The organism is Cognatundibacterium curvum, assembly GCF_014284235.1.
GTDB classification, from domain to species: domain Bacteria; phylum Pseudomonadota; class Gammaproteobacteria; order Burkholderiales; family Burkholderiaceae_D; genus Undibacterium; species Undibacterium curvum.
On record NZ_JACOGD010000001.1, the window covers coordinates 593,901 to 619,445 of the forward strand.

General features: G+C 47.3%; 19 protein-coding genes. 3 read left to right on the plus strand and 16 right to left on the minus strand.

The window, feature by feature from the left end; genetic code table 11:
* Positions 1-174: 174 nt before the first annotated feature.
* From H8K43_RS02750 to H8K43_RS02770, 5 genes are read right to left on the minus strand one after another with little or no spacing between them, the layout of a single operon-like run.
* Complete coding sequence (locus tag H8K43_RS02750; protein ID WP_186902436.1) at positions 175-1,479, minus strand: restriction endonuclease subunit S; 1,305 nt, start codon at positions 1,477-1,479, stop codon at positions 175-177.
* Positions 1,476-2,495: a PDDEXK nuclease domain-containing protein gene (locus H8K43_RS02755; RefSeq protein WP_186902437.1), complete on the minus strand. Its 1,020-nt coding sequence runs from the start codon at positions 2,493-2,495 to the stop codon at positions 1,476-1,478. Before H8K43_RS02755 ends, H8K43_RS02750 begins: the two co-directional genes overlap by 4 nt.
* Positions 2,492-2,935, minus strand: coding sequence for a GIY-YIG nuclease family protein (locus H8K43_RS02760; RefSeq protein WP_186902438.1), 444 nt, complete (start codon positions 2,933-2,935; stop codon positions 2,492-2,494). Before H8K43_RS02760 ends, H8K43_RS02755 begins: the two co-directional genes overlap by 4 nt.
* A complete protein-coding gene (locus tag H8K43_RS02765) occupies positions 2,932-3,105 on the minus strand; it encodes a hypothetical protein (RefSeq protein WP_186902439.1) in 174 nt (57 codons plus the stop codon). Before H8K43_RS02765 ends, H8K43_RS02760 begins: the two co-directional genes overlap by 4 nt.
* Positions 3,102-5,435, minus strand: coding sequence for a type I restriction-modification system subunit M (locus tag H8K43_RS02770; RefSeq protein WP_186902440.1), 2,334 nt, complete (start codon positions 5,433-5,435; stop codon positions 3,102-3,104). Before H8K43_RS02770 ends, H8K43_RS02765 begins: the two co-directional genes overlap by 4 nt.
* A 439-nt stretch (positions 5,436-5,874) precedes the next feature.
* On the opposite strand from H8K43_RS02770, the gene H8K43_RS02775 reads away from it, so the two are divergent.
* The gene (locus H8K43_RS02775; protein WP_162018757.1) at positions 5,875-6,618 is read left to right on the plus strand and encodes a LemA family protein; all 744 of its coding nucleotides are present in this window, start codon (positions 5,875-5,877) and stop codon (positions 6,616-6,618) included.
* Positions 6,615-8,372, plus strand: a complete 1,758-nt coding sequence (locus H8K43_RS02780; protein ID WP_186902441.1) for an MAG1210 family protein — start codon at positions 6,615-6,617, stop codon at positions 8,370-8,372. Before H8K43_RS02775 ends, H8K43_RS02780 begins: the two co-directional genes overlap by 4 nt.
* 249 nt (positions 8,373-8,621) lie before the next feature.
* On the opposite strand, the gene H8K43_RS02785 is transcribed toward H8K43_RS02780, so the two are convergent.
* Complete coding sequence (locus tag H8K43_RS02785) at positions 8,622-8,906, minus strand: HigA family addiction module antitoxin (protein ID WP_186902442.1); 285 nt, start codon at positions 8,904-8,906, stop codon at positions 8,622-8,624.
* Positions 8,907-9,365: 459 nt separating this feature from the next.
* Between H8K43_RS02785 and H8K43_RS02790 the strand changes: the two genes are divergently transcribed.
* Entirely contained in the window at positions 9,366-9,941 is a 576-nt protein-coding gene (locus tag H8K43_RS02790; RefSeq protein WP_222610931.1) for a recombinase family protein, read from the plus strand.
* Between the two features lie 61 nt (positions 9,942-10,002).
* Here H8K43_RS02790 and H8K43_RS02795 read toward each other — a convergent pair whose 3' ends face one another.
* The 10 genes from H8K43_RS02795 to H8K43_RS02840 all read right to left on the minus strand — a co-directional run bounded on the left by H8K43_RS02795 (position 10,003) and on the right by H8K43_RS02840 (position 25,536).
* A complete protein-coding gene (locus H8K43_RS02795) occupies positions 10,003-11,019 on the minus strand; it encodes a Gfo/Idh/MocA family protein (RefSeq protein ID WP_186902443.1) in 1,017 nt (338 codons plus the stop codon).
* A gap of 55 nt (positions 11,020-11,074) precedes the next feature.
* Complete coding sequence (locus H8K43_RS02800) at positions 11,075-12,307, minus strand: hypothetical protein (protein WP_186902444.1); 1,233 nt, start codon at positions 12,305-12,307, stop codon at positions 11,075-11,077.
* Positions 12,308-12,319: 12 nt separating this feature from the next.
* Complete coding sequence (locus tag H8K43_RS02805) at positions 12,320-13,576, minus strand: radical SAM protein (protein WP_186902445.1); 1,257 nt, start codon at positions 13,574-13,576, stop codon at positions 12,320-12,322.
* Positions 13,577-14,533 carry a glycosyltransferase family 2 protein gene (locus tag H8K43_RS02810; RefSeq protein WP_222610932.1) on the minus strand — a complete coding sequence of 319 codons (957 nt, stop codon included), beginning with the start codon at positions 14,531-14,533 and terminating at the stop codon, positions 13,577-13,579. It abuts the gene before it with no gap.
* A complete protein-coding gene (locus H8K43_RS02815) occupies positions 14,511-15,167 on the minus strand; it encodes a hypothetical protein (RefSeq protein WP_186902447.1) in 657 nt (218 codons plus the stop codon). Before H8K43_RS02815 ends, H8K43_RS02810 begins: the two co-directional genes overlap by 23 nt.
* A 451-nt stretch (positions 15,168-15,618) precedes the next feature.
* Positions 15,619-16,203: a 4Fe-4S single cluster domain-containing protein gene (locus H8K43_RS02820; protein ID WP_186902448.1), complete on the minus strand. Its 585-nt coding sequence runs from the start codon at positions 16,201-16,203 to the stop codon at positions 15,619-15,621.
* A gap of 4 nt (positions 16,204-16,207) precedes the next feature.
* A complete protein-coding gene (locus H8K43_RS02825; RefSeq protein ID WP_186902449.1) occupies positions 16,208-18,070 on the minus strand; it encodes an AAA family ATPase in 1,863 nt (620 codons plus the stop codon).
* Positions 18,067-19,212 (minus strand): coiled-coil domain-containing protein, encoded by a 1,146-nt coding sequence (locus H8K43_RS02830; protein ID WP_186902450.1) that lies wholly within the window; start codon positions 19,210-19,212, stop codon positions 18,067-18,069. Before H8K43_RS02830 ends, H8K43_RS02825 begins: the two co-directional genes overlap by 4 nt.
* A gap of 4 nt (positions 19,213-19,216) precedes the next feature.
* On the minus strand, positions 19,217-21,619 hold the full coding sequence (locus H8K43_RS02835) for a PIN domain-containing protein (RefSeq protein WP_186902451.1): 2,403 nt from the start codon (positions 21,617-21,619) through the stop codon (positions 19,217-19,219).
* Entirely contained in the window at positions 21,616-25,536 is a 3,921-nt protein-coding gene (locus H8K43_RS02840; RefSeq protein ID WP_222610933.1) for a DEAD/DEAH box helicase, read from the minus strand. The genes H8K43_RS02835 and H8K43_RS02840 overlap by 4 nt, the downstream gene beginning before the upstream one ends.
* Positions 25,537-25,545: the final 9 nt, after the last annotated feature.

Genomic DNA, 25,545 nt, shown 5'->3' on the forward strand with positions numbered 1-25,545 from the left:
TCGATCAGCATGCTGATCGGCATGCGTTTGCAAACGCAGAAGCGCCCCGCAAGGTAAAATCCAGCTGCTTTAACTTCGCATCGCGCCATTTGAAATAGGACGCTGCGCATAAATTCACTTCACTGGATTCCCGCCAAAAGCACGCGGGAATGACGGTGCGGGCGCTTGTGCTGCTCATGCGGCTTGTGCCTCTGACAAAGGCGGCTGCCAATCGCGTACGTCGATTTTTCCGGTGACGGCGGCGGAGATTAGGGCTGTGCGGCGTTCATAAGCGTACGAAATGCTACTTTCTGTTCGCCCCAATAATTCGTCAATTACTGATGTTTTCCGACGAATTTCACTGCAAATCATAAGTTGCTCTGCTACCTCGGGAAATGCTATCTTGATCTCAGAAAGCTTCTCTCGGTTTATCTTTGGCATCGCCACACGATCCGACTCTAGAATTGCAAAGCTCGTGAACCAATTGGACAACAATGAAAAAAAGAGAAACTCGTTTGTAAGTCCGTTTTCCGCACGAATTGGATACATATCAGCGCTACAAATCGTTTCATCATTTGGTGAAACACAGACTTTTGCTAATGCCGGTCGAATTTTTGAATAAATGATTTCTCCAGACGTGCACAGATACTTTCCACTATCCGCGCCTTGAGCTTCCGCTGTCTCCAGTTCTATGAGCCTTCCAGTCCCACTCTCAATATGATTTGGTGCAATGAGCGTGTAGTTTCGATAGGGAAGTACAGAGGGATCAACTTGTCCATTTCGAATGGATGCGCAGTGATTGAACTTACACAGACGCCAATGCGCAGGCACTTCGCCCAGCCACTCTACGCCGGAGTCGCGCATGGGGGCGTTGGGGTTGAGGCCTTTGGTGACGGCATGACTAATCACCGCCTGCCGTTTTTCTTTCAGCAGCTTGATCAACTCTTGCTGCTTCGCAATCAGGGTATCGATCTTGGCGGTTTCGTGGTCGAGGAAGTTGGCGATTTTTTGTTGTTCTAAATAGCTCGGTGAAAGAAAGTAACAACATGCTATATCGGTGTAGTTGATTGTTTGTCGAACGCCGGCACCAAGTGTTTTCATGTGAGAAACGTCGAACTGTTGCAGCAACCACTTTAGATATTTTTTGTCATAGGCCACATCAGAATTTAATACGATATATCCAGTGCTCACTACAACATCAATATCTGAAAGTGCGGTTCGCAAACTAAGAAGATCGAAATTTAAATTCAACGGATTTACGAGAAACTCTCCTGCCAGTACTTCCTGGTATGCCGCTTTTGTTTCTGGGGCTAAGTTTTCACTATTTTTATATATCACTCGTCCAAAGCTAATCGAACCGGCATCTAATTCCGGATTTGATGTCTTCTTTTTTTCAAAGAAAACGTGTTTCATCCGTATTGGTTGCCAGCATGCTGGCACTCTTCCCATCCAAGTAACCCCTGAATCCTTATATTCAAGATAAGCCTTATACCGACTCATAGATCCCCCTCCTGCGCCAGATTCAACATATAAAACTCATGCAGCTTGGCTTGCAGCAGTTTTTTATCGGGTAGCTGGGTTTGGTATTCGGCAATCATGGCGGGAGACAGGCTGCGGCTTAAGGCATATTCGACCACTTCATCGTCTTTGCTGGCGCACAGCAACACGCCAATGGCAGGGTTTTCATGTGGCTTTTTGTGGTCGCGGTCCAGCGCTTCGAGGTAGAAGTTGAGTTTGCCTAAGTGTTCGGGTTGGAATTTATCCACTTTGAGTTCTATCGCGACCAGCGCGTTTAAGCCGCGATGGAAGAATAAGAGATCGAGGGCAAAGTCTTGTTTGCCGACTTGGATAGCGTATTCGCTACCGACAAAGCAAAAGTCGCGTCCTAGTTCGAGCAAGAAGTGCTTAAGCTTGGCGAGCAAGCCTTGGTGCAGATCGGCCTCGCTGTGCTGTTCTGACAGGCTTAAAAAATCAACGATGTAGCTGTCTTTGAAGACCTTGAGGGCTTCTGGGTGTAATTGTGTCACCGCTGGTGAGACTTTTATTGGATTCAACACCACCCGTGCAAACAAGGCGGTATTGAATTGTCGCTCCAGCTCACGTTTGCTCCAGCGTTCTTGGACTGCCATGCGTAGGTAAAACTCACGTTCTTCAGGGCGCTTACTTTGGCTCAAGATGATCAGATTGTGTGTCCACGGTAATTGTCTCACCAGTGGCGCGACAATTTTGTCATCCTGATACGTCTCGTAAAACTGCCGCATACGAAACAGATTGGCACGGGTAAAGCCTTTGAGGTTAGGCTGCGTGGTCGCCAGGTGCTTTGCCAGTGCGTCTACCACGCCATCGCCCCATTCTGCTGCTTTGATCTTATTGCTGATATAGGCACCTACTTGCCAGTACAAGTCAATCAGGGTGGTATTGACAGCTTGATACGCGTGTTGGCGTGCTGCGGCGATCAGGTGGACGACTTCGGAGAAGTCGGGTTTAGATGCACTTACGCTAAGATTTTGGCTCATTGACTGCTCCCCGGATAACCGTCATTCCCGCGTGCTTCTGGCGGGAATCCAGTTTGTTCACCTTGCGCAGCACTAGCTTTAGCTTGCGTGCTTTGCACGTGGTGTTGTGCTGGATTCCCGCCTTCGCGGGAATGACGAATCTTTTGAATTTGTCCAGTAATTTCAAACCATAAGTCATCCCAATCTGGATTACGTTCTTCTATCAGTCGCAACTTCCACTCACGATTCCATTTTTTGAGCGCTTTTTCACGGGTGATTGCACTCTCCATAGTCTCGTGTTGTTCGTACCAGACTAAGGTCTTCACAGCATATTGTTGTGTGAAGCCCTCCCCCCCCCCTTCACGATGTTGCCAAATGCGTTGTATTAAATCGGAGGTCACACCAATATACAAGGTGCCGTTGCGTTCGCTGGCGAGAATGTAGACTGCGGGGGCTTTCATACTTTACCTCCGGCACTGGTGTCATTCCCGCGTCCTTCTGGCGGGAATCCAGTTTGTTCACCTTGCGCAGCACTGGCTTTAGCTTGCGTGCTTTGCACGTGGTGTTGTGCTGGATTCCCGCCTTCGCGGGAACGACAGCCTATAGGTGTTGCGGCAACTAAATTACTCATGAATGCACCTCTTGCAACAGCTTCATGATTTCTGCGCTCACGGCATCCAGATCAGCATCGATCTCTGCCAGGTCACGCGGTGGCAGGTATTGGTAGAAATGGCGGTTGAACGGAATTTCATAGCCGACGATGCCGATTTGCTGATCTTTATCGTCCTTCTTGCTGGCATCGATCCAGGCATCTGGTACGTGCGGTTGCACTTCTTTGTTGAAGTAGGCTTCGTTGACTTCGTTCACGCTGCGGCTTGGGTCGAGCGCGACGTTTTCAAAATCGCGCAAGTCACTATCGGCTTTGTATTCTATGGTTTTGCCATCGACGTTAAACAAGCCGTAGATTGGGTCGGCTTTGGTTTTATGGATTTTTTTGATGACCGGCTGAGCCGCCGGGTTTTTCCAGCTGACGGCGGATTCGATGGCTTTTTTGTCTTTAGCATCCAGACTGATGCCTGCGGCTTTGGCTGCGCCAGCGATGGCATCATCATATTGATTCATATCGTCAAACTGCGCGCTGCCTATTTGCACCTGCAGCGCCAGCGCCTTGCGCATGGTGGCTTTGGTGCTGGTCCAGGTATCACGATTCAGCAAGTCCTTGATTTGCTTTTCTTTGAGATCAGCAAAATGGGTTTTGATATAGCGGCGGATCGCTTCTTCATGGCTGCTGAGGTCGCCGTAATGCGGGCAATCCGCTGCATCGCTCCACAGTGCGGCGGGCAGATGGGCGAATTCTGAGTAAGCCCATTGCATGACGCTGTTCAATGCGCCGGATTCAAAACGCAAAGCGGCGATACGCTCATCGCTGAACTGGTAAGACTGACGCAACGGACGTTCTATGGTGATGCGGCGGTAGCCGAATTCATGGGTTTTAAAGATTTTGGCGGCGAAGGTTTTTGCGGCTTCTGTCTTGGGATTAGCCGATTGGCGACCGCGATTGCTTTTGGCTTCGGTGGGTTTCTCCAGTTCGCGTGCGTCAACGACTTCAAAGCGACCAAAGCATTGCGTAATGGTGCGGATATCGTCTTCGCTCATCTCATTGCGCTTGCTACCCAAGGATTTGCGCATCTTGCCGCAGAGGTTGCTGCCATTGATAAGTTGTACCACGCCTTTGCGTTCGGTCGCTTTTTTGTTCGACAAGATCCAGACATAGGTGGCGATGCCGGTGTTGTAGAACATGTCTGTCGGTAAGGCGACGATGGCTTCGAGTAAATCGGCTTCTAAAATATAGCGCCGGATTTCTGATTCACCGCTACCAGCGCCACCGGTAAATAAGGGCGAGCCATTAAGAATAATACCGATGCGGCCACCACCGTCTTTGCTGTCGCGCAGCTTGCTAATCAAATGCAGCAGGAATAACAGGGAGCCATCCGAAACACGTGGCAAACCAGCGCCAAAGCGGCCGTCATAGCCTTTTTCATTATGTTCTTTGACGATGTCGTCTTCGATTTTTTTCCAATCAACACCAAACGGTGGGTTGGAGAGCATGTAATCGAACGGCGTGGCATAGAGCTGATCGTTAGACAGCGTATTGCCCAGCTTGATGTTGCTAACCTCCTGGCCTTTGATCAACATGTCGGCTTTACAGATGGCGTAGCTTTCCGGGTTCAATTCCTGGCCATAGGCACGCATGACTGCATTGGGGTTGAGTTCGTGCACATACTCCATACCGGCAGACAAGAAACCGCCTGTCCCTGCGGTAGGATCGTAGATGGTGCGGATAATGCCAGGCTTAGTCAGCGCCTCATCGTCTTCCATGAAGACTAATGATGTCGTCAGCCGGACGATGTCGCGTGGCGTAAAGTGCTCACCTGCTGTTTCATTGGAGCCCTCAGCAAAGCGCCGGATCAGTTCTTCAAAGACCAAACCCATATCGTGATTCGATACAGTTTTTGGGCTGAGATCAATGGTGCGTACTTTCTGCACGACTTTGTAGAGCAAATTAGCGTCATTCAATTGACCGATGAATTCGGCGAAATTGAAGTATTCAAAGATTTCACGCGCATCTTTGGAGAAGCTTTGGATGTAGCTTTCAAGATTTGCCTTGATACCGCTCTCACCAAGCTTAGACAAATCCATTTTGGAGGTATTAAAGAAGCTCAATCCACCCGTCGAGCGCAAAATGAGTTTCTCTTGCGCCTCTTCAGGCAGATTCATCGCCTGCACTTTTTGGTGTTCAGCCAGTACCGCTTCCTTGCTCGCTTCCAGCACACACTCTAAACGGCGTAACAAACAGAACGGCAGGATGATGCGACCATATTGGCTTTGTTTAAAATCGCCACGCAGCAGATCAGCGATAGCCCATGAGTCGGCGGCGAGGTTGTTTGGAGTTTGCGTCATGATGTACGAAGTTAAAAACTGTTGAAGCGGAAAGTGGAACACAAAGCGCAAGGGTTTATAGCCGAGTTACAGGCATCTGTTGTCGTCAAGCCCACTTTAAATCAGAGAAGAAGCAACTCAAGGCCACCCGGAGCCAGTTTGATTGGCAGATAGCATCTTGCGCCAGTTCTATAAATGACAGATGTTACATGATCAATAATATAAAACCTATAGCTGGCAAGCGGGTTTGCGCTAAATCAGCGGGATGCAGTGAGAAAAAATGGGCTAAAGGTACGCAAACTGTAATCAGGCATTTCCTTGCGCAGCGTCCATTATTAGCGAAGCCAGAACGCAACGTTGCACATCACACCACTTCATCACATAACATTTGAAGTTCGTTTTATTGTCTACATTTTAATATTATGGGAGAATGCCCGATTTCAAACTAAAAGGTTAAATAATGTCAAATGAATTGGATGAAGTAACTGGCCCCGTTGATGCAAATGGCCGCGATATCAATGTTATTAACAAGCAAATACCAGTTACTGTGGGTACTGGCTCGCTTCTTTTTGAGATTGCACTATGGACGGTCATTCCGGCTTTAGGAATCCTTTTCCTGCTCGCCGGGGTACTCCCAAAAGAAGAAGCAATAAAAATGATTGTTGGCGGTGTATTGCCAGGTGCGATTTTTCAGTTCATGAAAGTCAAAGCACTATCTTATTTGCGAGCCCTTCAGCAAAAGATCCAAGCAGATGCTTCTCAAATCGATAATTACCTAGAGCAACGTGTAGTTATCCTGGAAAACGTGGTTGGTCTGGTGAAAAAATCGATTGATCTCGACACAGATGTGATGAAAACAGTCACAGCTTATCGTAGCGGTCACAACCTAGGTTCAGACGCCCAGCGCAATGAGGCATCACAGCAACTTGATGGCATTTTTTCCCGTATCCATGTTGCGGTTGAGTCCTATCCTGACCTTAAGTCACAGGCGGTAATCGCCGATGCCATGCGCCAAAACAGCTACCTTCAAAAAGAAATTACCGCTGCCCGTACGCTGTATAACGATACGGTCGCTATGTGGAATCAAGATATTTTTGCTTGGCCAACAAAGCAAATCGTTGCTGCCCGCGCAGCTTATACAACACGAATCCCATTCACCGCATCCGCCGAGACCAAAGCCGCAGCAAGGAGTAAATTCTTTTGATCGAGGACGTCCACGAGCCACTTGAGCTCTATAAAACACACTTCAAAGAAGCTCACGCAAGAAACACATCTGAGTTGTTCGAAGATCTGGTGCGTCAATCAGGTGTTGACGAAAACGCCAACATTGTAACTGTTAAGCAACTTCGCGAACTTGAAACGGGAGTCTCAAGTGAAAGCTCGGCGAGCAAGTGGTGGGGGATTTTGCGGGTTTGCACTATCGCTGCACTCGCCTTTTCCTTGCTCTATGTCTATGCAAACAATTACTCATTGATGTGGATGATTGTGCCAGCGGGCCTATTTGGTGCTGCCATCTACAAACTCAACAAATTAATTGCCGACGTTAATGCACGCCTAAAAAATCTGGAACAGCAACGGGATGCAAAACGTGAAGAAGCATGGCAGCAGATGGCACCGCTTAATCGCCTCTACAAATGGGACATCTTGGCAAAACTATTGGAAAAAACCGTTCCGCGCATTAACCTCGATCCCTATTTCTCCAATGGGCGTTTGGATGAGCTTCGCAACAGCTTTGGCTGGAATGATCAATTCAATCAAGGGCGCTCCATCGTTTTTTCTCATAGTGGAGTGATTAATGGCAATCCATTTATACTTGCCCAAACGCTAGAGCATTCGATGGGGACAAAAACCTATCATGGATCGCGCCAGATCAGTTGGACTGAACGTCAACGGGATTCAAGCGGAAGATGGACTACCGTTACACGTCACCAAACCTTGAATGCTTCGGTCGAGAAGCCATTTCCTGAATATGGTCATCGCTCATTTATTATTTATGGTAATGAAGCTGCACCAGACCTTTCTTTCAGTCGACAACCATCTAACCTCTCGACCTTAGGTGACGGGTGGATCGCAAACTGGAAAAAAGACCGCGCTGTTAAAAAGCTCGAAAATAAATCTCGCAACATTGAAAATGGTGGTGGATTCACTGTCATGGCCAATCGCGAATTCGACGCGATGTTTGGAGCAACTGATCGCGATCATGAAGTTCAGTTCCGACTATTATTTACCCCGCTTGCACAGCAGGAAATGCATAAATTACTAAAAGACAAAGAAGTCGGCTACGGGGATGATTTCGAATTTGAAAAAAGACGCATGATTAATTTAGTTGAGCCAGCACATATGGTGTCGACTGATATTAGTGCGCAACCTGAAAAATTTTATAGCTACGAATTGGCTTATGCACGGAGATTTTTCAACGATTATCATAATCATTTTTTCAAATCGTTCTTCTTCGGCATCGCACCTTTGTTGGCAATTCCGCTCTACCAACAACATCGCTCCCACAACGATATCTACAAAGGTGTCAATTCGAGTCATTCGTGTTTTTGGGAGCATGAAACTATCGCTAATCACTTTGGTGAAGCAGTATTTCAACACCCCGAATGCATTACAAGAAGCTTGTTAAAAACACGTTCTAAGGTTGAAGCAGATAACACGCAAACAGTTCAGGTTACAGCCTCCGGTTTTAAAGGAATTAATAGAACAGCTGTGGTCTCAGTGTATGGTGGAGATGGTCACTATCATGATGTTCGGGTTAACTGGGTCGAATATATCCCAGTTAAACATCAATCTCATATCATTGTTCGTGAAAAACAAAATTTTCCTGCAGAGGGAGAAGTAAAGCCGTCAGAGATTGATGATGGATCATGGCAAACCGCATTTAAGCAACGCGGAGTAGACCTTAGCAAAGCGGTTCTACGTCGCTCTGTGGTCTCCGCAGTCCTTCCTCAAGTCTGACAGCACGGACAAATTAGCGTAAAACTGCATTGATATTTTTAATTCTGAATGGTGAATATTACACCTTCACCATTCAGAGCCGGTCACTTTCAAATCAGCACGTAAAAATACTGATGCCGACTAAACCAGGGGAAGTGCGCATTGCATACAACAGGTACGTAACCTGAATCTGGCGTCGCTCAGAATACTCTCCACAGCTTATTGCTCATTTTTTTTGATAAGCCAAATCATCACCAGCAACAAATTTCCTTACAATTGACTGGCACGACGAGCATTCCAAAGATCATGCACCATCTGCATACGCAGCCATTGCTCAGCGGTGCTTCCGCAATGCGTTTCAAGTGAAATGGCAACTTCAGCGTTAATACTACGTCGTTCATGAATAATGTTGGCAAACATACGTGGGCTTAAATTCAATTTTTCTGCCAAGGCTGCCTGAGATATCTTCAGTTCAGGCAGCACCACTTCGCGCAAGATTGCGCCGGGATGCGTTGGTTTGCGATTAGGGTCTGGCTGTATAGCTTGGTTCATCATAGGGAGTCCCTCTTTTTATGAACAAGGCGGTGAATGCTTGCATATTGTCTATTTTACACGTGATGCTTTTAATGCACTATTGGTTTTAGAAAATTGTGGCAAGACTATTAATACAGAAAAATCCCCTCCTTTTGCCCACTTCCACAAGAAAGACTGAATGTACGCAAAACCGCCGTCATCCATTTCTATGATCACCATCCAATGTTAGTTTTTGGTTTGCCCGCATTTCGCTAATTCGGATCTAAAGTATTAAGTTTCGAAGATGCAGACCTCATTTGCCGCACATCCTCGTGCGAAGATTAATTGAATCAATCGTTCACAAACCACCATTTTTGAACATCCCAACAAATTCCATAGTACAATGTTCAAAATATATGAAAAATACATATGAACATGTCCATATGTATTTAACACCTTATTGAACAGTGAAGTTCAACTTTTTGGAAATAACCGGGGAAAATGATGGCAACTTTTGCGTACGGGCGTGTTAGCACCAAAGATCAAACAACTGAGAACCAGAAATGCGAAATCGAGGCTCAAGGCTACCGCATAGACTATTGGTTTGCAGACGAAGGGGTCAGTGGTAAGGTGCCAGCAAGCCAAAGACCGCAGTTCAGCAAAATGCTCGGACAAATTCGTGATGGCGAAACCTTAATCGTTTCTAAGCTTGATCGCCTTGGTCGCGATGCCCAGGACGTCGGTGCAACGATCAAAGCACTTGCGAATCGCAAAATTGAAGTGATCGTTCTACAGCTTGGAAAACTAGACCTGGCCTCCCCTGCCGGAAAATTAATGCTGAATATGCTGGCTGCCGTTGCTGAAATGGAGCGAGACTTATTAGTTGAGCGTACCCAGGCGGGACTGGCACGTGCTAAGGCAGAGGGTAAAACACTTGGTCGCCCAACAAAAACAAATGATGAGCAACGTGAACAAATAATCAACCTACATAAACAAGGTACATCGATTAGCGCCCTTTCTCGTATTTATGGCATTTCTCGAGCAAGTATTATGAGGGTTACTGGTACTTTGTCGTGAAATATTATCTCTTTGAACACGATATATAGAGAGAACCTCACTACCAGCTGTTATTGGGAAATTAGCTATCACACGAATAACTCAAGCCTATTTGCTTTCGAATTGCGTCTAGGACTTCAATTTGCTCTAGCATTTCGGCATGCGGCATGGTTGGACTTTCAATTTTTTTATTATATATACATCGCATAACTTCTATGGCTTCATGTATATAACCATCACCTTGATAGGGATACTCTTGAGATATTGAATTTCCATTGTTTAGTGATAGTGTAAATTTATCGGCTCGATAGAATCGAAATGGAATACTTAAAACACCCAAATCACCAATAATATTCATACCGCCATTTGTTGAAATACGAATACTGCACATGCTTGATGATATTCCCCCGTTTTTATGTCTTAACAGGAAACTAGTTTGCTCATCAACCTTGGTGGTTCCAATTCTAGAAATGGCCTTCACTTCATCTACGGCCCCAAGAAAAAAAGTTGAGATTGAAAGACAATAAACCCCGATATCAAGCAAAGCACCACCACCAAGCTCTTTGTTGTTTAGGCGGTGTTCTGGGGCCGTGTCACCAATGAAACCAAAATCAGATTGAATATGCTGTACTTTTCCAATTGTTCCACTGGTAATAATATTTTTTGCTTCTATTATTGCGGGAAGAAAACGGGTCCACATTGCCTCCATAATAAATAAATGTTTTTGTTTTGCCACATTAATGACTTGCTCAGCCTCACGCAAATTTAAGGCAAATGGTTTTTCACAAAGTACATTTTTTCCAGCCTTTAAACACATTAAAGAATTTTTTGCATGGAATATATGGGGAGTCGCAACATAAATAACTTCAATTTGAGAGTCGTGGGCCAATTCTTCATATGAAGAATAGCAGCGGCTACTATCAACACCGAACGCTCGTCCAAATAAACTTGCATTTAGTTTGTTGCGTGATCCAACTGCAACTAACTGTGCTTGCGGAATGTCCATCAAAGCTGAAGCGAAAATTCTAGCAATTTTCCCTGTTCCAAGAATGCCCCACCGGACTTTCCTCCCCTCATTTTTGCTTTCACTTATTTGCATAATATATAGATTCAGTATCTATCAACTATTTTGTAAATGTGCTGCAAACTAAAAGCTAACGGAAATTTGCTTGCCCCACTATTTTTAACATTCCAGAGATATAATCCGCCGTTTCTTTGATTTTTCCTGCACCAAACTCAAATGTTGCGTCTAGTGTACTAAGGAAAATTTTTCCTTTACAATTTGTTGTGGAATCAATAAGGGAAAGTATACTTTTACCCTCACGGTCTGATAACAGAACTAGTTCGTCTTCTGGGCCATCAAACACACCATGATAGTGCCAACAACATGCTTTTGGAGTTAAGCCGGGTAAAGTTGCTTTAAATGAAGGCGATACTTTTATATCAAGCTTCCGTTGCTCACGCCACCAACTACTATCAACAGGACGTGAGTACCACTGAACTCCAGGAAACCAATTATCGCGCAGATCTTCAATAATTAGATTTGTTCCATTTTTGATCGCGCCATCAATTATTGGCCAAAATTTTCTTAAAGCGCGTGTATTACTTTCCCACGGAATCCAGATTGATGTAGCGTTTGAAAGTATGGATGAGCAAAGACAAGACCAATGGACTCCGTGAAACTGGCTTCGAAATTGTTCTGACATTAAAAATGAACGCTGCGCCCAATTACCAGAGTGTACGTATATATTTAATGGTATTTTTTTTACTATTTTTTTCCGCGCAGAAAGGCAATACGCGAGTAAATTTGAAAAAAATCTATTTGGTGCGATGGAATCTTTATTTGAAAATGCTGGCAATCTCCCAGCGGCCGTTAAAACTAATGCCCCAGAATCATTTGACATCGGTTTGATCGCAGCTATAACCCGATTATCCATATCAGTAATTAAAGGAATAAGCTCAGAACCTTTTAGCTCTCCTTCACACCACCAACCTCTTATTTCTTCTTTGCAAGCCAATTCTTCTAATGCGACATGATCAAGAAGAAAAGAATAATCATTTTTTGTTGCTCTAAAAGCTTGGAGTCGATGTATGGTCGGGCTATGCACCCAGGAAACATCTTCTACTATGTAGGGCAATATTCCGTCAAAACAGAATATCCAACCACCATTTTTTAAAAAACTCCTCAATATCTCTTTTTTTGGATGAAGTAAAACATTATCAGTCCCGGTAGGAATAATTACCAAATCACAAAATTCAATGGCTTCATAAGTTAACGACTCTACTTCAATCCATTGGTCTAAATAATTATGTCTATCCCCATTGTATAGTTTATGCAAATCAATACCACTATCGATGATCGCGACCTTTAACTTATTAATATCCATATTTTCGACGATTTAAGGTAGCAAATTTAGGGGGTCCGAAAATGCTGTTTTTTTGATGCGACCGGCATATGCCTCATTTGATAAAGACGTTCTCAATGCTAATTGGCAGTAATAAGGAAGCAGATCATACTTTAGATAAATGTCGCCCAGATTCCGGAAAAAATGTAAAGCTTCTTTCGCGGTTGGTGGTTGTTTTTTACAACGTGAGCCTTCATCTAAGTGAAGAATGTTGGCAGATGGAGTGATGCCTTGAGACGCTAATTCTTCGCAACCCTGAAGAGTATCCTCTATTGAATCTAAACCTAAAACTAAGTTGCACCATGAGTGTCCCCATCCATAAATATCCACCGCTTTACGTAACATAAATAAATAGTGATCTCGACCAATCTCATTTTTACCCGGGCACTCAGACGCAAAAACGTCTGGCATCCATGCTTCAAGATTGAAAACAACGGTACTTACACCACTATCTTTCATCAAATGTAATGCATCAGTACTAGACGGCGGTGCAGTTACGGCGACAATACCTTCAGTGAATCGTTTGCTATATTTACTGTTTAAGACTTTAGAAATATCAGCATATATTGACGCTTGCATGTCTAGCTCGTCATTTTTCAAATTCCCGCTAATTAAAATTAGGTGCAAGTGTTCGGCATAACAGTCGTCGTTAATCGCAAGTTCAAGAGCTTCATTCATTTCTTTGAAATACAAGTCACGTGAATTCTGCCACAACTGCAACGCAGGTATTTCTCTCTTTTTTTTTGCAGTAAAGAAAATACTTTTTTCTACTTTCTTGGTATTAATTTTATTGATGCCGCAAAATGTACACATCTTCGAAATGGCACAATCGTGCCAAGGCCAAATATTCATTTCATCAACACCACATGCGCTTATAAGGCGGGTCAATGGGATGCCTGATGATGTGTACTTTGAATAGTATTTCGGCTCTGGTACAAAAATTGTCTCTGATAATCCCTTGAATATATGCTCACATCCATTTGCACTTAGTTTCAGCTTTCCGTTTTCAACGTCTGCAATCACCGCTGATTGATCTGAAGCTGCAACCGCTGATACACAAGTTTGGTACCCATCTTCTCCTCGTAACAACAATTCTTGCGGGCGAAATTGCTCAATTCGATGTCCTTTTGGTGCGTTGTAAACAAGATTTTGCCCTTTTGCACCATTTGCTTTTGCCATTTCTAAAGCATGTTCAGTAAAATGAATGCCACGAGTTAAGATGAGTGCTTTTGCTAGTGTTTCATGCGACATTTATCGCTTCCTCAAATTTGAAAGGGAAAAAGGAAAGATTGCGGCTAAAGTTGCAACTGTGTGCAAGATAGGAAATATTATTAAATATAAGACAATATTTAAATTTATTGATTTTGTGATGTATGCAAATAATAATAAAAAAATACCAATTAAAACAATGGCTGACTCCAGATGATTCGTTAAAACTAAAACAACAATAAAGCAAGTGTAAATAATTGGTATGCCGTGATATGCTAAATAATGGATAATGCAATATAACCATCCAGAATCAGCCTTCCAAGCATCTTTCGTTAGTCGAAATAAACCTTTCATCCAACGGATACGCTGCAAAAATAAACTTCCCCAACCACTCCTTCCTTTCTCATAGCCGATAATTTTATTCACCCTTTGAATACCAAGCCCTAATTGGCGGCACTTCAATCCAAAATATAAATCATCTAAAAATGTGTCACTGTTATCATTTATAGATGACAACAATTCAGGGGAATACATCACAAATTGCCCTGGCACAGTAATGCCCACTCGCAAGAAATGTAAAGTTGGCCGCAAAAACCGGTGAGACCAACGTTTATCTAATTGAATGCAGTTTCCCAAGAGTCCGGGTTCTGAAATTGATTCAATCAATCCAAATGTAATACCATCCATTCCTTTTAAAGCATTCAATATAAGTTCTTTACATGCTGAAATTTCAAGGTGCATATCAGAATCTATAACGCAAATAAATGGAACATCAATACGTAATTGCGACTTGATTTTTTGCAATTTACTTCCAGGGCCACATAAAATCTGCTCAATTTCGATTGGATGTGAAATTTCATCGCATTCAGTAATTACAAGTGCGCGTGTTGCAATTCCTGATGAATTAAGTTCCTTTTTCAGGTCAGCAATGTCGTTATTAATATTTTCGCCAACCGAAAAAGTTATCAATAACACTTCATAATCGGGTGGCTTTAGCATGTCGAGCAATTTCAAGTGAGTCTGGTATATGTATCGGACGTAATTTTCCTGGAAACTCAGCACCTTTGATATTCATCGTAATTTCAGGTGATAACTGATTTCTGATCCGGTCCTTCTGTTTATTTAACATTGACGGACTTAGATTTTCAGGTAGTTCAATGTCTAAAATTACTGCGTCCTTATTAAAAATAGATAGCTCTTTGCAAATTTGATAATATGAATCAAACCATGGATAAGCACCGTACAATAAACAAACCAACAATTGGCTAAAGCAAATTTTTCGTTCTAAAACTTCGCATCCCAAAGTCTTAATTTCTCTCTTTGCTTGAACTGAATCGCTTACAAAAGGTGGCGGGAGTATTGCAATAGTATTTCGCAAATGATCATCTATTAAGATACTGCTATTCCTTTCTCCATTTGGCTTAAACAACTCATAGGAGATTGGTCCAACAAACCACCATAACAAAGATTGTGTATCGTGCGAAATTTTGACAAGATCATCAAAATCTCTAATTAAGTTCAGTTCATCTTCAAAATTTGCTGGCAAGTACTTTTGACCTACGTATGCCTGAATGGCATTTAATCGAATTACGAGATTTTGTCTCGATGAAGTATTTTGAAAAATTGCAGTCATACAAAACTTTTTGAACGATCCACCATTAAGGAAGTTAATTTTTACTTAAATGTTAATTATACAGCAATGAGGTTCAGACCATTTTTCAAAGTTTAGTTATTCAAAGATGATTGGCTTATGATTTCACGACAATACTTTTAGCTCTTGCAGTCACACGAAAAAAGAGATGCAAACGCAGGAGGTGGGGCCGTCGTAGGTAGTGCAGTAGAAGACATTCTGCATTCGCGAATAGAAAATATAGGGCTCAAAGTGCCAATGGATGAACCGATTTTAGGGGTGGATTTCGCCACGCATATTGGCGTTCCTCACGCTTATTGTGATGGACAATTAATGGCAAATGCAGTAACTGGAAACCGATCTGAAAGTTAATAGATATAAAGTGCAGAATTTGATTGAGAAGCCCCTTCCTCGGTGACAAGCCTAATGTTCAATCCAACCAAAATTACTACGATTATCGTAGAATTTTTTCTGGCCATCCATTTACAAACACTGAGCCATCCATCCGCAGACGAACTTCAAACACACGTTCAACGTTACCATCATTTTCGATTAGCGAGTCGTAACGCGCCGTCAAGTAATGGAATTGTTGATTCGTAGAGCCAGCCCAACGGCGACCACGTTCAGGTAAATTCGCTTCATACGGACCATCTACTAACACATCAGTATATTGAAGTAACTGGATACTCCCAGGCAACTGAAGTGCTTCAAGTTCACCTTTTGTATATCCGCTAAATACCATCACCGACAGTCCCAGTGTCTGCGCACCTTGCGCGACCACAGCCAAACCTTGAGCTTGTAACATGGGCTCGCCACCGAGAAAAGTTACCCCCTCTAGATCATGCGTGCGATGCGCAGTTGCAAGCCAGTCGAGAACTGATGACGTCGAAACAAGCTCACGCTCGACCAATTGAAGATACACTGGGTTGCAGCAACCACGGCAACGCTTGTTGCAACCTTGCACCCACAACACAGCTCTTCGTCCCGGCCCTTCGGCTTCTGTGCAAGGCAGACGAGATGCTAAGTTAAGCCAATGCACAGCGTCACTCTAATTCAAGTAACAATTTGCTACCTGCGATACGAACCTCAATTATCTTGCCCCGAATTTGATTAGGAGCGGCCATATGTTCAAATAAAAAAGCGGCTAATGGATCAATCAGTTTGTTAGTGATTGCGTTAGGGACGCCGCGCCCGCCCGCTCCGCGATCCACGTCCTTAACTAGCAAGGTTAATATCTCACTCTCCTTAACTAATCTCAAATCCGAAATACCCCATTTATCCCTCAGCCCCTTACGCAGTGGCGCCAGCTTGGCGCGCGCGATGTCGATCAAGAAGCTATCATCACTCATAAAATTGAACGGGATAATGTTGGCCTCCCCTATTCTCCCCAACAATTCTGGACGTTTTAGCTCATGCACGAAGTGTTGCCGCACTTTTTGGATAAATTCGTTGCGTACATCTAGGCTCTCAGGCTTAACCTCAGCTGCGCCAATATTCGAGGTGAATACGATAACTGTATCTGAAAACATAACAGTTTCCCCTTTGCCATCCGTCAAGCGCCCGTCTTCAAGAATTTGTAGAAACTTGTCGAGAATACGAGGGTGCGCCTTCTCGATTTCATCGAATAGCAGTAATGAAAATGGTCTTTGCTTGACCGCATTGGTCAACTGCCCCCCTGCTTCATAACCAACGTATCCTGGCGGAGCACCCACCAATCTCTGGTCGGCATGCTCGTGGTTAAACTCTGACATGTCGAAGCGAAGACAGGCTTCTTCGTCGCCAAAGAGGAATTCAGCAATGGACTTTGCAAGTTCAGTTTTGCCGACGCCCGTAGGGCCGACAAAAAACAACACTCCCTTGGGAGTGCGTTGCCTGTACGAGTGTTGCAGTCCCGAAAGTCCCGTGAAGGCGCGCACGAGGATGCGCCGCACCGCTTCAATGGCTTCCCCTTGACCTTTGACGCGCCTTCCCAGGGTTTCGACAATGGTCTGGAGTTTTTTGTGATCCAGTTGCTCCCAAGGACTGTGTCTGCGGCCGTGGCGATACAGATTGAGCAAAGACAAGGCACTTGAGACTTCAGTCTCCTGTCGTGAAAGTCGTGCAAGATTGTGAATGTCGCGGATACTCTGGCCTTCCAAGCCATCAACGAAGTCAGCCAACTCACGTCCTCCTTGCTGCAAAGGGGGCTGCAGCCGAAACACCTCTTTCAAGCCCAGTACAGCAGACTCGCGAACCTGCCTTATCGGCAAGGGGATTGCTATTTCTCTAAATAGTGGATTGTTCAAGTAGAGCGATGGTGGCAACACATTCAAGCCCCCACATAGCAACACCAGTAGTGATTGTGGTTGACCAATGCTTTCAGCATTGCGAACCACAGCGGCATCACGGGTAGCCTGTCCCAAACGCATCAGCCATCCGCGCTCGTTCTCACTCAAGGAGTTGACGCTACCAAACAAATATTGCGTCCAGTCCAAGACAAATGCGACTGGCTTTTCGGCACGTGGTTGTCTCAGCGATTGCGCAGCAAAAGCCAGCAAGTCATCCGCGCTTGCCGAAATGCAGCTATATGCGGGGCTCGGCACCGATGTAGGCGGTAATTCACCCATGTCATAGGCGCTCCCCTCGGACGCGCTTTCTCTAACTGCATGCGGCATAACTGAGCTTTGCAATTCCCGCCAAGTCCTCTCATCAACGCCACTAACGCCATTGACGCGGTTCCAGAAAATCACGTGCTGGTACCCGCGCTGACGCAGCAGGTTAATCAACGCGGCAGGCAATGCTGTCCATTGCCCTGGCGCTTCGGGATCTGATGTCAAATCACCAGTATTACCGTGCAAAATCACACCGCGCCGTATGCCGCATTCGCGGTGAAAATCTTCTTGCCAAGTCAACAAAGCTGAACTCATTTGCTTCTCTCCTGTGTCACATTAGGGTAAGGGCGAGCATCCTGATCCTGGTCGTCGGGATTGACCCAAATCACGCGCTTGTCGCTCAGACTGATGCCGTAAGCATCTTGTAGTGTAGCCATAACGGGTGCGACATCTTTCTCGCAAGTTTTGCCCTTGTATTGATGAAACTTGTAGCTGAGATGGCCGCTCAAGTTGATGCGAAAATCTGCCTGTGCGCCAGCAGGTCGACGGGCGCGAATCAGTACCTCATCTTGCCCTTGTGATGTGAGATGCTCTGGCCTATCCACAACAAAGCCAGCTTGTTGCAGTGACTGATAAATCGCCCGCACGACTTCGCGGCGTTGGCTTTCGTCCACGGCAACTTCATCTTGTTCTTGCACCAGTTGACTCAAGGCTTCAGCCTGCTCTGCAGGAGCGAGTCCTATTGCATGGGCCAATGCCTCGCGCAACTTGGCAGCGCGTTCGCCACCACCATTATTCGCTTCCTGTTCCAACTGCTCTCTTTGCAGCGTCAGTACATCGGCCACGGCTTCGCGCTGCACAAGATTTTTCATTTCCTGCAGCTGGCGTTCAGCATCCATTTCATACCGCTGCCGAACTTCGCGCATGACAGCTGAAATCTGCGCCGAAGTCATGTTATTGGCTGCATTACCAAGCAGTCGCTCCCGTAGTTGCTGCAATTCGGCAAACGCGGCGTTGAGTGCGACAGGTGTGCTCCAGCAGATCAAACCTTCGCGCCATGCTGCCTCAAGTTCTGCCCGCAGCTGCAACTGTCGTTCGGCCTCAGCTTGCTGCGCTTTGCCGAATGCCTCAGTTGCGGCTAGCTCAGCATCTTGACGGTAACGGCGCTGCTCACGCGCAAATCGTGGTAATCCGTGAAATCGTCCACCTATGGAACGGCTCATATCTCTGGCAGCAAACGGGTCGGAGTCCATCAAAGTCTCCATGCGGTCAAGAGCGATACTCAACTCACGAAACTCTTCCGCAACTACGGCATCTAGCCTTTGACTGATGACATCATTCAATACCCTGCGGTAGCGCTCAAGGAAGGGACGCGTTGTCTCGCGCACACGCTGTCGATCAAGCTCTTGTTTGCGTTGCCGTTGAATTTGGTAGCGATATTCGTCTGCACGACTCATGGTTTCATTTCCTTTGTTTTTTTCTTTTATCTTGCTTCCGTGGATGTATTCCTGGCGTAGCAGCGGGCACAAGGCGTGAAGGCGCATATGACTTGGAATCTTGTGTGTTCAGGCCAAGCGACTGCGCTTTGTTTCGTAGATTGATGTCATTACTAACAAACAAAACCTCGTTCAGACGGAAAAACAACGCCGTTGAAAGGATGGCATGATCGGGGTGCTTGACATCCCACTCTGAAGGCAGTAAGGCCGTGTATTCTGTTTCATGTCGGATGCGGGACGAGGTTGCATCCAACTGACGAATAGCAGCACGCGCCTTGGCAGAGCGAGCCTGATCTACACTGGTCTTCAACCCATCCAACTCACTCAGAACCCGATGCGGCACGATCGGAATATCGTTGGAGCGTAGCTCCTGCAAAAGCTCAGGATGTTCCATCAGAGCGCTGGTATCGAACACGACAACGCGGTGTCTAATTTCGACTGGGGCCAGCTTCTCCTGCGCTAGAAGATTCCAGCTTTCGACTGCTTCATTCAACACATACCAGAGGGGAGATGATGTATTTAGAGCATGAAAATGCTCCGCAGCGTTGCGCCAAGTGCGCACGGCATCCAAGGCATGAGGGGTCAAGGTGCGCACATCCATTTGGCTATTATCCGCTGCTTTCAACGCCTGCTCGCCAATACTCCGGTAAACATCCTGGACGGCTTTCTCAATATCTTGCAACGGCTGCTGTATAGCGTGTGGGCCATACAGCTTCAACTCTTTTCGCTCTAATGCGTGTTCCAGCCACACTTGCCGCAATTCGACGGAAAGCAATTCTTCTGGAATTTCAGTGGTGGAAGGCAAGGCAGATCGCAGCTTTTCCAATGATTCCAAGGTGCGAATGGGAGCCGCATGACGCAGCAGCGAGGCCTGCAACGGCACAGCCTTGTCCGCAGACAACACCTGAGCTATCTGAATCAAAAGAGAAACGACTTCCTCAGGTCCAAGCTGATTGGGCGTATGTTTCAACGACTCATCAATAGCTCTCACCAGAGATCGTTCCCAAGCAGATTTCCAGTCTTTTCTATCTGGCCGCCACAAACCAATTGCTTGTGTAGCGGGTTCGATCACCGCCATCAGATCGCCCAGCGGCTGTTCAGCACGCGTGGCAAGCCACGGCCACACCGTTTCACCGAGTGCATCGACATCTCGCCATGCTACGGACATGAAGGCAATGCGTGGGTCATCGGAGTGCTCGCAAGCGCCCTCTAAATCTCTCCGCAGCTTGGCCCAAAGCGCGGTTGCAGACTGGTCGTTCAAAGTCACCACCAAGCCACACAAGCGCGGTTGTCCCGCCCAATAGAGGCGGAGGTTACCGGCCACTTCTGCTTGAGCACTCGCTCCGCCAACCTGCGGTAGAGACAAGCTACGAAATCCAGTCATCATTCCTGCAGGGGGGGGCATAAGCAGCGTGAACACGGTCGGTTGTTTGCTATTGGCAATCAGTTCCGGTGCACTCACTTCAGATGAGAAAACGATGGTGGGTATTGCCGCATCCGCAACCACAACGCCTTGCGCAATGATGCATAACCGCGCTCTGGCTACGCCCCCATTAGTTGCTGCAATGGAGCGGACAGTGCGTGCATCTCGTAAAACAGAAGAGTCAATGACTGGCAGCAAAGCATTCGGCTCGCTTGTTAGTGCATCAGCAAGCAGAAGTTCCCATGCCAGTTCGGATTGTGCTTGCGCCAACCAGCGCTGCAATGCTGCATCGCGCGGGGCATTCACATTCAGCACGCCGTCCTCGCTACATGAGATTTCGAGTCGGCGCTCTACCCATCCCGCTGCATGCACTACGGGCACGATGCGATCTATAACTGTCGCAGGATTTTTCCAGTCATAAGTTTCCTGCGCTATGGCACGTTCAACCTGGGGCAACGGATTTTGCGGTCTCAAAGATATGTCGGCGTCGCTGATGCGACTCATGCTGCCTTGGCTCTGCAGCCCACCATCCTTCTTGGCCGGTTTGATCTCATCGCCGATAGGGTCATAGTGATGACTGACTTTGATCGTGCGCGAGCGCACCGGCAGGCTATCGGTGCGCAAGAATTGCAAGCCATCAGCAGTCAATTCAAGCTCAGTTAGAGGTACCTCAAGCGTATCCAGAGCGTTACGCTTGGGTAGAGCACCCAAAGCGGAAAGTTCAGATACGCAGCCGTCCAAAAGTTCACGCACATCGCATGCGCCAAGTTGATCGCGGAAAACACCCAGCAAAGACAAGTTCTGTTTGTCAGATAAATGAAGGCCAGGATCACACAGTCGCAACACCATCCGTTCGAATACCGTGGGCTTGCGCTCGGTGTGATAGGTCACATCGGATTCAATGCGATACAAGGGTAAGGGAACGAAAATTTCTGCCAGCTTCATGCGCGGCCTCCCCATTTACCGTACTTGTCGCCCTTGGGCGCAACCGTCCGATTGGGTGGAACATTGAACCTGCCGCTCTGCTGTTGTGGCTGCTGGGGTAGCATGTCGGGTGACATCAACTGCCTTGCCGTAACCAGCTGTGCATCGCGCTCCAGTTGATCTAGGATAAATTTGTAAACGGTTTGCTTTTCGCTACCTGCGCTGGCCATTCGAGGCAAATCCACCTCATAGGATGCATACATGCTTTTCGCGCCGAAGACGATCAGCAGTGCCTGCGCGCGAGAAAAGGCCACATTAATAAATTCGAAACGGGCGACATTGGCTTTGCTGGAACGACGCCGGGGCTGATTGCCCGAACGTAAAGGGTCGTATCCATCGTGTCGCACCATACTGACCAGCACGATCCACTTCTGCTTTCCCTGATAGCGGATCACTGTATTGACTTCAACATCCAGACAATCAAAACGGCCGTTGGACTCTTTGGGCCTGCGGCGGCGGATGGCAGCACGAATTTCTCGGCATTGGTTGGCATAAAAAGACACCACTCCGACTTTACATTTATTTGTCCGCGAGTAGCCCAGTGCAGCGGATTGGCGTTCAATTTGCTCCAGCGTTTCCGCAATCAACTCCGCTTCCAGGCGATTGGTGCGCCGAGGTTGGTTGCCGTCCATATCTTCACGGTGAATCTGGTTGTGCAGGTTGTAGGTTGTGTCCACCCACAACACATGGTCGCCCGGAGTAAGCAGAGGCGAGCCACCGTCCACGTTCTCTAATCTCAATCCGTGAACTCGACGAAGCTTAGGTTCTCGGTCATCGTCAGGCGCAAGGAGGCCGCATTCCAACTCGTCTTCGTAAAAATAGTTCACTATCTTCATAATTTGCGGGTGCATGCGGAATTGCACATTGAGTCGCGCGCGGATGGCGTCATCCGCCATCTCGAAATGTGACTTGAATAACGAGGCTGTGACCATCTTCTCAAAGCGGCGCAAGTTGTCGCGGGTCAGCAAGGTTTGCGCTTCTGCAAGATTGCCTGTGCTGTTTTCCTCTGCGTTGGCAGCTTCGTTTTCTTCTGCTTCATCCATGAAGCTACGTGCTTCGTCGCCTTCCTGAAATAGCGGCGGCAACTGCCGGTGGTCGCCCACCAGCACGGCGCGGCGCGCGCGCATCAAGGGCATCAGTAATTCCAGCGGCGTAGCCTTGCTTACTTCATCAATGATAGCGACATCAAAACTCGTCTGGCCGACATCGTCAAGCGTGCGCTCATTTTCGTTGCAGGTAATGGCAACTACATTGCAGCTCGCCAGAAAATCCGAGCGCAAATTCTGCCAGTCTTCTTCTCCGGCGTTGTTGCGGCTCAAATCGCGCATCCACTCTTCTAGTAGCGCCGCCCATGTCTGGCGTTCATGTTGTTGACTGGCCTGGCGTTGCTCCACGGCCTTGATGACTTGGACAACGGTTTCGAAGCGCTGCGATAAAGTCGCGGCAGGTTCTATCGGCAAGCGGTTGCCTTGCGTGATAGCCTCATCCTGCAACAGAGCGTTAACCTTATGCTGATGCTGTCTGCGCTGCTCGTACCAGTTATCCAGCTGGCTTTGCGCGCTACACTCCCGGTTCCTCGCGTCTCGCACAAGGCCATCATTTGGGGCTTGAGGCGCGGGCTGCAACAATTGAGTCTGCATGGATTGCTTCAGGATTTCGATGGCCTGTTCGATAACCGGCTGCGCCGTCTCCAACATATTCAGGCTGGCTGCAATTTCGTCACCCAGTTGAGTCGCATTTTCAATGGAAGCGCACCATTTGGTCGCTTGATGAAACAGGCCGTCATAGCGGCTGCGCTCCAAGCCCACACCAGCCTGCTCCAACTCTTTGAGTTCCTTGCGTCTGGCTCTCCATGCATCCACGAAAGCGTCGTCCTTCTCCATCTGCTCTTCCAGGGTTTGGACTTCGTTTCGGAGCGATTCGATGCGTAGCCGGATGCTTGCATCCTGAATGGGGCTGTCCGCAGCTTCACGCAGGCGACGAATATCCGCAGCAATGGCTTCTCGCACATTCGTGAAACGCCGCCACGCGGCCAGCATGTACGCCAGCATTTCGCCCCGACTGCCTGCATGAGCCAGCCAATCGTCCATAGAAAATTTCACAAGCAATCCTGCCGCCTCGCAGGAGGCAAGGCCTTGCGCCAAATTTCTGGTAGGCAGTTCCACTTCCCGCAAGTCGCCATACAGCGTTTCGGCTTCGCCATAAAGGAAGGCCTGAACGCTCTGCAGGCGCAGGCGTTTGGCCTTGTCTTCATCCACCATCGCGCACGCAGTGTAATACGCCTGCTGCGCCTGCGCTGTCTGGCTGCGGGCCGATGCCAAGTCCATTTCAAGTTGCCCTCGTCTGGCGTTCAACTCCTTCTCGTCGTGCAACACAAAAGCAGCGCGGCCATGCCATTCCAACAGGAGGCGCAAGTCTTCGTCACCGCGCTTCCACACTGCGAGGCGCTCTTCGGTTTGTGCTGCCAAGGCTTTGTAGTAACGCTGCAAGGAGGCCGGCCCCGCGAAGGCAGCGCCATCTTCCGTCACTTTGCGTTCACTCCGTGCTAACCGCACTACGCGCAAAGAACCGTCATAGCTCAGGCTGTCCAGCGCGTTGTCCACGGCGGTATGCGCCTGCGATGCCAGCAACACCCGCTGTCCGCGCCGCGCCAGTTGGACGATGGCCTCAGCAATTACCGTGGTCTTGCCCGTGCCCGGCGGTCCTTGAACCAAGCACAAATCAGGCGCAGAAAGAATCTTGACCACGGCTTCTTTCTGAGCCGTGTTGAGCTTGTCGTTGGCCCACTGCGCCACCGTCTCTAGACGATGCGGCACGGAAACCTGTGCAGACTCGAACAAATAATCATTCAGATACGGCGCGAAACCACCCTGTTCCTGCAACTGCCGCAGTGATTGTTGATGGCGTTTTATCAGACTCATATCGCCTGCCGTTGAAATGGATAGAAAGCCGGACTCCGGAATTTGGTTTAGAATGCGTTCGCGCAAGGTATCTGGCTCCTCGGCATTGGCAAGATCATTCGCATCGTCTTCAGTCAATGAGACAGTCAAATCGGCAAGCGCAGGCGTAGGCCAAGGACATTCAGACAGGTTTTCGTCTTTGGGCAATTTCCGATTTTTCGCTAAAGATGCCGACTCAAGGAGTTTGCCCGCCTGCCCCAACCGAGGAAGGCGACGCTCCTCCCTTTCAGGCAAACCAAAGACCCACGGATCTTTGGACTGCCCGACCTGAAACACCACCAGATCATCCCGTCCCAAGGCCTTACGATCCTTTTGCAAAGTCTGTGCGCTCTGTGCTATCAATGAAAAAACCAACTGCTCGTCACGCCATTCGCGACTGATGTAGCGTAAACCGCGCGCCTTGTGACGGATAAGGCTTTCTTTCCATTGAAGAAATTCAGTCCACTCGGTCAACTGCTTTTCGGTTTGCTGCGTAATTGGCGGCAAGTCAACCAGTAACTGCGGTGTGAGCAGATTATTGACACGCTGAATACGCTGCTGACCCAGCGCGGATTTCAAGCTGTCATGCACAGCAAATGCAATAAATTCACGCTCGAAAGAACGCGCTGGCAGGTCGGCGGTCTCGACGAAACCGTTGATCAGAAAAAGTGGAGAAGAGGATTCAGTAGGCCAACTTCCCGTCGCGATGAAGGTACACCCTTCACGAAAGGGCCAATCTCGCCCACCGCCGCTAACTCGAATTGCCATCTGGGCGTATCGTGGATTCTGCTTGTCTCTCTGTCGATTAGAAACATAGCCACTGATGGGCATATTATTTGGGAAAAGCAACTCATACAAAACTAAAGCCCCATCACGACCATTGCAAAACGCTCTGAATGCCCTATGGCGGCGCTGGATCTCGGTAATAGCTTGTTTCATTACTCGACT

Excerpts from the sequence above, each read along its gene's own strand:
- H8K43_RS02750 (WP_186902436.1), bottom strand. The coding sequence starts at position 1,479 with ATGAGTCGGTATAAGGCTTATCTTGAATATAAGGATTCAGGGGTTACT.
- H8K43_RS02755 (WP_186902437.1), bottom strand. The coding sequence starts at position 2,495 with ATGAGCCAAAATCTTAGCGTAAGTGCATCTAAACCCGACTTCTCCGAA.
- H8K43_RS02760 (WP_186902438.1), bottom strand. The coding sequence starts at position 2,935 with ATGAAAGCCCCCGCAGTCTACATTCTCGCCAGCGAACGCAACGGCACC.
- H8K43_RS02765 (WP_186902439.1), bottom strand. The coding sequence starts at position 3,105 with ATGAGTAATTTAGTTGCCGCAACACCTATAGGCTGTCGTTCCCGCGAA.
- H8K43_RS02770 (WP_186902440.1), bottom strand. The coding sequence starts at position 5,435 with ATGACGCAAACTCCAAACAACCTCGCCGCCGACTCATGGGCTATCGCT.
- H8K43_RS02775 (WP_162018757.1), top strand. The coding sequence starts at position 5,875 with ATGTCAAATGAATTGGATGAAGTAACTGGCCCCGTTGATGCAAATGGC.
- H8K43_RS02785 (WP_186902442.1), bottom strand. The coding sequence starts at position 8,906 with ATGATGAACCAAGCTATACAGCCAGACCCTAATCGCAAACCAACGCAT.
- H8K43_RS02790 (WP_222610931.1), top strand. The coding sequence starts at position 9,366 with ATGATGGCAACTTTTGCGTACGGGCGTGTTAGCACCAAAGATCAAACA.
- H8K43_RS02795 (WP_186902443.1), bottom strand. The coding sequence starts at position 11,019 with ATGCAAATAAGTGAAAGCAAAAATGAGGGGAGGAAAGTCCGGTGGGGC.
- H8K43_RS02800 (WP_186902444.1), bottom strand. The coding sequence starts at position 12,307 with ATGGATATTAATAAGTTAAAGGTCGCGATCATCGATAGTGGTATTGAT.
- H8K43_RS02805 (WP_186902445.1), bottom strand. The coding sequence starts at position 13,576 with ATGTCGCATGAAACACTAGCAAAAGCACTCATCTTAACTCGTGGCATT.
- H8K43_RS02810 (WP_222610932.1), bottom strand. The coding sequence starts at position 14,533 with ATGCTAAAGCCACCCGATTATGAAGTGTTATTGATAACTTTTTCGGTT.
- H8K43_RS02815 (WP_186902447.1), bottom strand. The coding sequence starts at position 15,167 with ATGACTGCAATTTTTCAAAATACTTCATCGAGACAAAATCTCGTAATT.
- H8K43_RS02825 (WP_186902449.1), bottom strand. The coding sequence starts at position 18,070 with ATGAGTTCAGCTTTGTTGACTTGGCAAGAAGATTTTCACCGCGAATGC.
- H8K43_RS02830 (WP_186902450.1), bottom strand. The coding sequence starts at position 19,212 with ATGAGTCGTGCAGACGAATATCGCTACCAAATTCAACGGCAACGCAAA.
- H8K43_RS02835 (WP_186902451.1), bottom strand. The coding sequence starts at position 21,619 with ATGAAGCTGGCAGAAATTTTCGTTCCCTTACCCTTGTATCGCATTGAA.
- H8K43_RS02840 (WP_222610933.1), bottom strand. The coding sequence starts at position 25,536 with ATGAAACAAGCTATTACCGAGATCCAGCGCCGCCATAGGGCATTCAGA.